This window comes from uncultured Sphingopyxis sp., from assembly GCF_900078365.1.
Taxonomy (GTDB): Bacteria; Pseudomonadota; Alphaproteobacteria; order Sphingomonadales; family Sphingomonadaceae; genus Sphingopyxis.
In genome coordinates this window covers 3345546-3352500 of the sequence record NZ_LT598653.1, presented here as the reverse complement: position 1 = coordinate 3352500, position 6955 = coordinate 3345546, and the positions used below count along the sequence as shown (strand labels likewise).

Here is a 6955-nt window from a genome sequence, read left to right as displayed (position 1 = left end):
TCCTGCTTAAAGCTAATCTGAGCAGGGTAAGCCGGCCCCTAAGACGAGCCCGAAGGGGGTAGTCGATGGGAACCACGTTAATATTCGTGGGCCTGGAGGTGTGTGACGGATCTCGTAAATTGTCTGACCTTATTGGATTGGTCAGGCTTTGAAGAGGTTCCAGGAAATAGCCCCTCCATTATAGACCGTACCCTAAACCGACACAGGTGGGATGGTAGAGTATACCAAGGCGCTTGAGAGAAGTCTCCTGAAGGAACTCGGCAAATTGCCTCCGTACCTTCGGAAGAAGGAGGCCCTCATTCCGGGCAACCGGTTTGAGGGGGCACAGGCCAGGGGGTAGCGACTGTTTAGCAAAAACACAGGGCTCTGCTAAGTCGGCTTCAAGACGACGTATAGGGCCTGACGCCTGCCCGGTGCCTGAAGGTTAAGTGGAGGGGTGCAAGCTCCGAAATGAAGCCCAGGTAAACGGCGGCCGTAACTATAACGGTCCTAAGGTAGCGAAATTCCTTGTCGGGTAAGTTCCGACCTGCACGAATGGCGTAACGATGGCCACACTGTCTCCTCCTGAGACTCAGCGAAGTTGAAGTGTTTGTGATGATGCAATCTACCCGCGGTTAGACGGAAAGACCCCGTGCACCTTTACTGCAGCTTCAGAGTGGCATTAGGAAAGAACTGTGTAGCATAGGTGGGAGGCTTTGAAGCACTGGCGCCAGCCGGTGTGGAGCCATAGGTGAAATACCACCCTGTTGTTTTCTGATGTCTAACCTCGATCCATGAAACTGGATCAGGGACCCTCTGTGGCGGGTAGTTTGACTGGGGCGGTCGCCTCCTAAAGAGTAACGGAGGCGCGCGATGGTAGGCTCAGGACGGTTGGAAACCGTCTGTTAGAGTGCAATGGCATAAGCCTGCCTGACTGCGAGACTGACGAGTCGAGCAGAGACGAAAGTCGGTCATAGTGATCCGGTGGTCCCGAGTGGAAGGGCCATCGCTCAACGGATAAAAGGTACTCTGGGGATAACAGGCTGATACCGCCCAAGAGTTCATATCGACGGCGGTGTTTGGCACCTCGATGTCGGCTCATCACATCCTGGGGCTGGAGCAGGTCCCAAGGGTTTGGCTGTTCGCCAATTAAAGTGGTACGTGAGCTGGGTTCAGAACGTCGTGAGACAGTTTGGTCCCTATCTGCCGTGGGCGTTGGATACTTGACGGATCCCGCTCGGTGTACCAGAGGTACGTCCACTCCGGTCCCTATCTGCCGTGGGCGTCGAAATTTGAGAGGAGTTGACCCTAGTACGAGAGGACCGGGTTGAACATACCTCTGGTGTACCTGTCGTGGCGCCAGCCGCGCAGCAGGGTAGCTATGTATGGACGGGATAACCGCTGAAAGCATCTAAGCGGGAAGCCTCCCTCAAGATAAGATTTCACAGAGCCGTGGAAGACCACCACGTTGATAGATCGGATGTAGAAGCGCGGTAACGCGTGGAGCTAACCGATACTAATTGCTCTATTCGCACTTAAGAGTCCCGCCATCAACGACAAGCCTGACCGGTTTGTCCATGATGAGTGGATGATTGATCAGACAGTATTGCACGGATATCGATTGAAAGACTTTTGACCTACGCCGGCTTCATTGCTTGGTGACCATGGCGTCAGTGACCCACCCGATCCCATCTCGAACTCGGCCGTGAAACCTGACAGCGCCGATGGTACTGTGGCTCAAGCCCCGGAAGAGTAGGACGTCGCCAGGCATTGTGGCCGGCGTAAGGTCGAAAGAACCCATTCACAAAGTTAGAGGCCGGCAGCGATGCCGGCCTTTTGCTGTTTTGCGGCTCCGGATGGAGCGTAAGCTGGTTGACGCGGGATGGAGCAGCCCGGTAGCTCGTCAGGCTCATAACCTGAAGGTCGTAGGTTCAAATCCTACTCCCGCAACCAACAAAAAACCCGCTAGGTCGATCGCCTGGCGGGTTTTTCGTATCTGGGGCTCGCCTCTCGATACGCGGCGGAATGACCGAAATGGGGTGGGAAGCGGACCTTCCCGACATTCGTCATTCCCGCGAAAGCGGGAACCCAGTCTGGGATCAGCCGACGCGCGCTCTGGGTTCCCGCTTTCGCGGGAATGACGAAGTGTGAGAGCGGAGGCGCAGCAACCGGTCGAACGTAGCAAATTATGAAATTCGCGCAGAGACGCAGAGATCGCAGGTAAAAAACTTCCCTCTTTGCGCTCTCTGCGCCTCTGCGCGAATCCTATTCAAAGCCGCCTACGCGGCCATGGCAACAATCGGCCGGAAGCAGATGTTTTCTTCCGGGCTCAGGCCGCCCATTCGGCGGGGTCGGACTCCTCGCCGATCAGCGCGAGACCATGCGCGATCGAAGTGAGTTCGCCGCCGGTCGCGATGCGCTCCTCGCCGAAACGCCGCTCGAATAGCGCGCGGATCGCGGGAATCAGCGACGATCCGCCGGTCAGGAAGACGCGGTCGATCGCATCGGGCGCCACGCCCGCGCGTATCAGCGCCTGATCCATCGCAGCTTCGATCCGCGCGAGGTCTCCGGCGATCCATCGCTCGAAATCGGCGCGCTTTACGTCGGCACCGATCTCGATCCCGTCGCCGGCGAAATGAAATTCGGCGTGCTCGCTGTCCGACAGCGCGCGCTTGAGCCTGCCCACCGCGTCGTAGAGCGGAAAGCCCTGCTCATGCTCGATCAGCGCGATCATCCGGCCGATCAGCTCGGGGCGCTCGGCGTCGCGTTGCAGGCGCCGGATCTCGTCGAGCGTCCGCCGGTTGCGCATCATCGCGAGCCGCGACCAGTCGCCGAAATCGGCGAAATAGCCGCCGGGGATCTCGAGGATCTTGTCGAAGGAGCGATAATGGCTGCCCTTGCCGAGCAGCGGCAGCACGAGCCGGTCGACGATGCGATAGTCGAACCGGTCGCCGGCGATCCCGATCCCCGACGAGGCGAGCGGGATGCAGCGGCGCGGGGCTCCGGGCGCGGCGACGCGGACGATCGAGAAGTCGGTCGTCCCGCCGCCGAAGTCAGCGACGAGAATCGTCGCGGGCTCGGTCAGCCGCGACGCATAGCTGTGCGCGGCGCCGAGCGGCTCGTGGACATAGAAGATTTCGGTGCCGAACGCCGCGAGCATCGCGGCGTAACGCCGGCGCGCGAGCTCGGGGTCAGGCCGCGCGCCGGCATATTCGACCGGACGCCCGACGATGATCCGCCGCGGCCGCGTGTCGAGCGCGCCGCCCGCGTGCGCGATCAGGCGCTGGAGGAACAACCGCCCCAGATCCTCGAAACGGAACGGCTTGTTGAAAATCATCGCGCGCTCGAACAGCGCGCTCGCCGCGACGCTCTTGAACGACTGGATGAAGCGGCTGTCGAGCGGCGACTGGAGATATTCCTCGATCGCCCACGGGCCCGCTTCGTGCGCGATCCCGTTCCAGCCGCGCTCCTCTTCCCAGAAGCAGAGCGCCGAGCGGAATACCGCGTCGCCGGCATCGCCGAACGCGACGAGCTCGGTGCCGCCGCGCCCGTCGGCGAGCGCGACGACGCTGTTCGTCGTGCCGAAATCGAGGCCGAGCGCGCTCGCGGCCGCCTTGTCCATGACATGCTCCTGTGGCGATGGGGATCCCTTGCGGGGCGGCGCCTATTGCACGGCGCGGTCCATCGAGCAAGTCAGGCGTCGGGCTTCCACGCGCGATAGAAGCTGTCGACCGCGGCGTCGACATCGTCCTGCAGGCGCGCGAGGTCGCGGCTTTCGGGCAGGTTGAGCATCGCGAACTGATAGAGACCCGACTGGCAAAGCCCGGTGAACTGCTGGACCGCGCGCATCGGATCGCCCATCCTCAGCTCGCCGCGCACCATCTTTTCGCCCACCCATTCGGCCGCGCGCGCCTTTCCCCGGCGCGGGCCGCGTTCGTAGAAGGTCTCGGCAAGGTGCGGGAAACGCTCGGCCTCGCCGACGACGAGACGAAAAAGCGACAGGATCGGCGTCGCGGTCAGCTTGGTCATCAACAGGTTGCCGAAGCGTCGCAGCACGTCGGGAACGGGTTCATCGAGCGGCAGGTCGATCGCCAGCGCCTGCCCATATTGCTCGACGATGTCGTCGACCACCGCTTCGAACAATTCCTCCTTGGACGGGAAATAGGTCCACAGCGTCGTCTTCGACCCGCCGACCTTGCTTGCGATCGACGACATCGTCGTGCCCGCATAGCCGTTCGCGAAGAACAGCTCGCGCGCCGCGTCGACGAACGCCTTGCGGCGCGCCGCGGCCGCGTCGTCGAGAGCAGGCGTACTAGCTGGTATCATTTCGATTGACAAGGCGGCCTCCGAAGTTCATTGGCGCATGATACCAGCTAGTATCGTTGGAAGCCATGCCCCGATCATTAATTCTTACAACCGCGGTTTTCGCCCTTTTGGCCGGCTGCGCAAGCGTTCCCGACCTCGGTCCGAAACCTGCGCCGGCAGCGGCCGATTCGTTCGGGACGGCGGCGAGCTTCGCCGATGCGAACGGCGAATGGCCCGTCGAAGGCTGGTGGCAGGGCTTCGGCGACGCGCAGCTCGACGCGCTGATCGCCGAGGGGCTGAAAGGATCGCCCGACGTCGCGATCGCCGCCGCGCGCGTGCGCGCCGCCGAGGCGATGGCGCAGCAGGCCGGCGCGGCGCTGCTGCCGCGCGTCGGGGCCGAGGCGAGCGCCGGCGGCGTTCAGCAAAGCAAGAATATGGGCATTCCGCCCGAGTTCGTTCCCGACGGCATTCAGGACACGGGGCATGTCGCCGCGACCTTCGGCTTCGATCTCGACCTGTGGGGCCGCAACCGTGCCGCGCTCGCCGCGGCGACGTCGGAGGCCGAGGCGGCGCGCGTCGACGCGGCGCAGGCGCGGCTGATGCTGACCACGGGAATCGCGGCCGCTTATGTGGATCTCGACGGCTATTACCGGGCGCTCGACGTTGCGAACGAGGCGGTCCGCGTCCGTACCGCGAGCGCCGACCTGTCGGGCGAGCGCGCCCGCGCGGGGCTCGAGAATCAGGCGAGCCAGCGCCAGGCCGAAAGCCGCGCCGCCTCATCGCGCGCGGACGTCGTCGCGCTCGAGGAGGCGATCGCGACGACGCGCAACCGGCTCGCCGCGCTGCTCGGCGCCGGGCCCGATCGCGGCCTGTCGATCGAGCGCCCGCACATGGCGCGCGCCGCGCTCGGCCTGCCCGCCGCGGCGGGTATCGACCTCATCGGCCGCCGCCCCGACATCGTCGCGGCGCGCCTGCGGACCGAAGCGGCAGCAAAGCGCATCGACGTCGCGCGCGCCGATTTCTATCCCAATATCAGCCTGTCGGCGCTCGTCGGGCTCCAGTCGCTCGGGCTGTCGAACCTGTTCAAGTCGGGGTCCGAATATGGCAATGGCGGCGCCGCGATCAGCCTGCCGATATTCGAGGGCGGGCGGCTGCAGGGGCGCTATCGCGGGTCGCGCGCCGATTATGACGCAGCGGTCGCGACCTATGACCGCACGCTGATCGGGGCGCTGCGCGATGTCGCCGACATCGTCGCCAGCCGTGCCGCGACGGCGCGCCAGCTCGCCGGGCGCCGCGAGGCGCTGGCCGCCGCCGCCGAAGCCTCGAAACTCGCCGGGCTGCGCTATCGCGCGGGCCTCTCCAACCAGATCGTCCAGCTCACCGCCGAGGACAGCATGGTCGCGCTCGACCGCGCGGTGGCCGAGCTCGAAGCGCGGCAGCTTTCCCTCGACATCGCCCTGATCCGCGCGCTCGGCGGCGGATATCGGGCCAGCAATCCAACAGGAGACGAATGATGGCCGACGAAACGGCTGCCGCCGAAACGGGCGCTCCCGAAATCGACGCCGCCGAAACCAATGGCGAGAAACGCAAGAAGCTGCTGCGCATCCTCGCGATCACGGTCGTGGCGGTCGCGGCGCTGTGGGGCCTCTGGTATTTCCTGACCCAAGCGGGGCGCGTCCACACCGACAACGCCTATGTCGGTGCCGATTCGGCGCAGGTGACCGCGCTCGTCTCGGGCCCGGTCAAGGAAGTGCGCGTCAGCGGCACGCAGGCGGTGAAGAAGGGAGACATCCTCGTCATCCTCGACGACGCCGATCAGCGGATCGCCGTCGCCGACGCCGAAGCGGCGCTCCGCCTTGCGCGTCAGCGTTACGGCCAGGCCGACGCCAATGCCGACGCCGCGCGCGCGCGCGTCGCGGCGCGCGGCGCGGAGATTGCGCAAGCCAGGGCGCGGCTGCGCGACGCGAATGCGACGGTCGAACGCGCGCGCGCCGAACTGGCGCGGCGCGAAAGCATCGCGGGCACCGGCGCGGTGTCGGGCGAGGAATTGACCGCGGCGCGCGCGGCGTTGGCCTCGGCGAGCGCGGCGCGCGACCTCGCCGCCGCGGGCATCGCCTCGGCCGAAGCGACGCGCGGATCGGCGAGCGGCGATCTCGGCGCCGCCGAAGCGGTGGTGCGCGGCACGACGATCGACACCGCGCCTGATGTCGCCGCCGCCGAAGCGCGGCTCGAAAAGGCGCGGCTCGATCTCGCGCGCACCGTGCTGCGCGCGCCGGTCGACGGCATCGTCACCAACCGGCAGGTGCAGGTCGGCCAGCGGATCGCGGCGGGCGCACCGATCATGGTCATCGTCCCCATCGCCACCGCCTATGTCGATGCCAATTTCAAGGAGAGCCAGTTCGGCGATATCCGGATCGGCCAGCCAGTCGAGCTGACCTCGGACTATTATGGCGGCGACGTCGTCTATCGCGGCAAGGTGATCGGCATCGCCGGCGGCACCGGCGCGGCCTTCTCGCTGATCCCGGCGCAGAACGCGACGGGCAACTGGGTGAAGGTCGTCCAGCGCCTGCCGGTGCGCATCGCGCTCGATCCGAAGCAGCTCAAAGAGCATCCGCTGCGCGTCGGGCTGTCGATGGAAGCCACGATCGACACGCGCGGAAACTGAGCGATG

Annotated in this window: 4 protein-coding genes, 1 tRNA gene and 2 rRNA genes (1 of these 7 running past the window's edge); 5 read left to right on the top strand and 2 right to left on the bottom strand. The window is 65.0% G+C overall.

All coding sequences use genetic code 11. The features are described 5' to 3' along the window. From QZL87_RS15600 to QZL87_RS15590, 3 genes are all read left to right on the top strand, one after another. Positions 1–1518, top strand: a 23S ribosomal RNA gene (locus QZL87_RS15600); it begins 1343 nt to the left of the window's first position. 115 nt (positions 1519–1633) lie between these two features. Beyond that, a 5S ribosomal RNA gene (gene rrf / locus QZL87_RS15595) occupies positions 1634–1748 on the top strand. A 107-nt stretch (positions 1749–1855) separates the two neighbouring features. Then, positions 1856–1932: transfer RNA gene (locus tag QZL87_RS15590), tRNA-Met, on the top strand. 376 nt (positions 1933–2308) lie between these two features. Here QZL87_RS15590 and QZL87_RS15585 read toward each other — a convergent pair. After that, on the bottom strand, positions 2309–3601 hold the full coding sequence (locus QZL87_RS15585) for an Hsp70 family protein (protein ID WP_295321144.1): 1293 nt from the start codon (positions 3599–3601) through the stop codon (positions 2309–2311). Positions 3602–3672: 71 nt separating this feature from the next. Further along, a complete protein-coding gene (locus QZL87_RS15580) occupies positions 3673–4317 on the bottom strand; it encodes a TetR/AcrR family transcriptional regulator (RefSeq protein WP_295321142.1) in 645 nt (214 codons plus the stop codon). 95 nt (positions 4318–4412) lie between these two features. Here QZL87_RS15580 and QZL87_RS15575 point away from each other — a divergent pair, with 95 nt between their 5' ends. Both QZL87_RS15575 and QZL87_RS15570 read left to right on the top strand, forming a co-directional pair. Then, on the top strand, positions 4413–5798 hold the full coding sequence (locus tag QZL87_RS15575) for an efflux transporter outer membrane subunit (RefSeq protein WP_362987696.1): 1386 nt from the start codon (positions 4413–4415) through the stop codon (positions 5796–5798). Continuing rightward, positions 5798–6949: an HlyD family efflux transporter periplasmic adaptor subunit gene (locus QZL87_RS15570; protein WP_295321137.1), complete on the top strand. Its 1152-nt coding sequence runs from the start codon at positions 5798–5800 to the stop codon at positions 6947–6949. The genes QZL87_RS15575 and QZL87_RS15570 overlap by 1 nt, the downstream gene beginning before the upstream one ends. Positions 6950–6955 lie beyond the last annotated feature (6 nt).

What these genes read in the sequence shown, in the direction of transcription:
- QZL87_RS15585 (WP_295321144.1), bottom strand. Translation starts at nt 3,601, where the DNA reads ATGGACAAGGCGGCCGCGAGCGCGCTCGGCCTCGATTTCGGCACGACG.
- QZL87_RS15570 (WP_295321137.1), top strand. Translation starts at nt 5,798, where the DNA reads ATGGCCGACGAAACGGCTGCCGCCGAAACGGGCGCTCCCGAAATCGAC.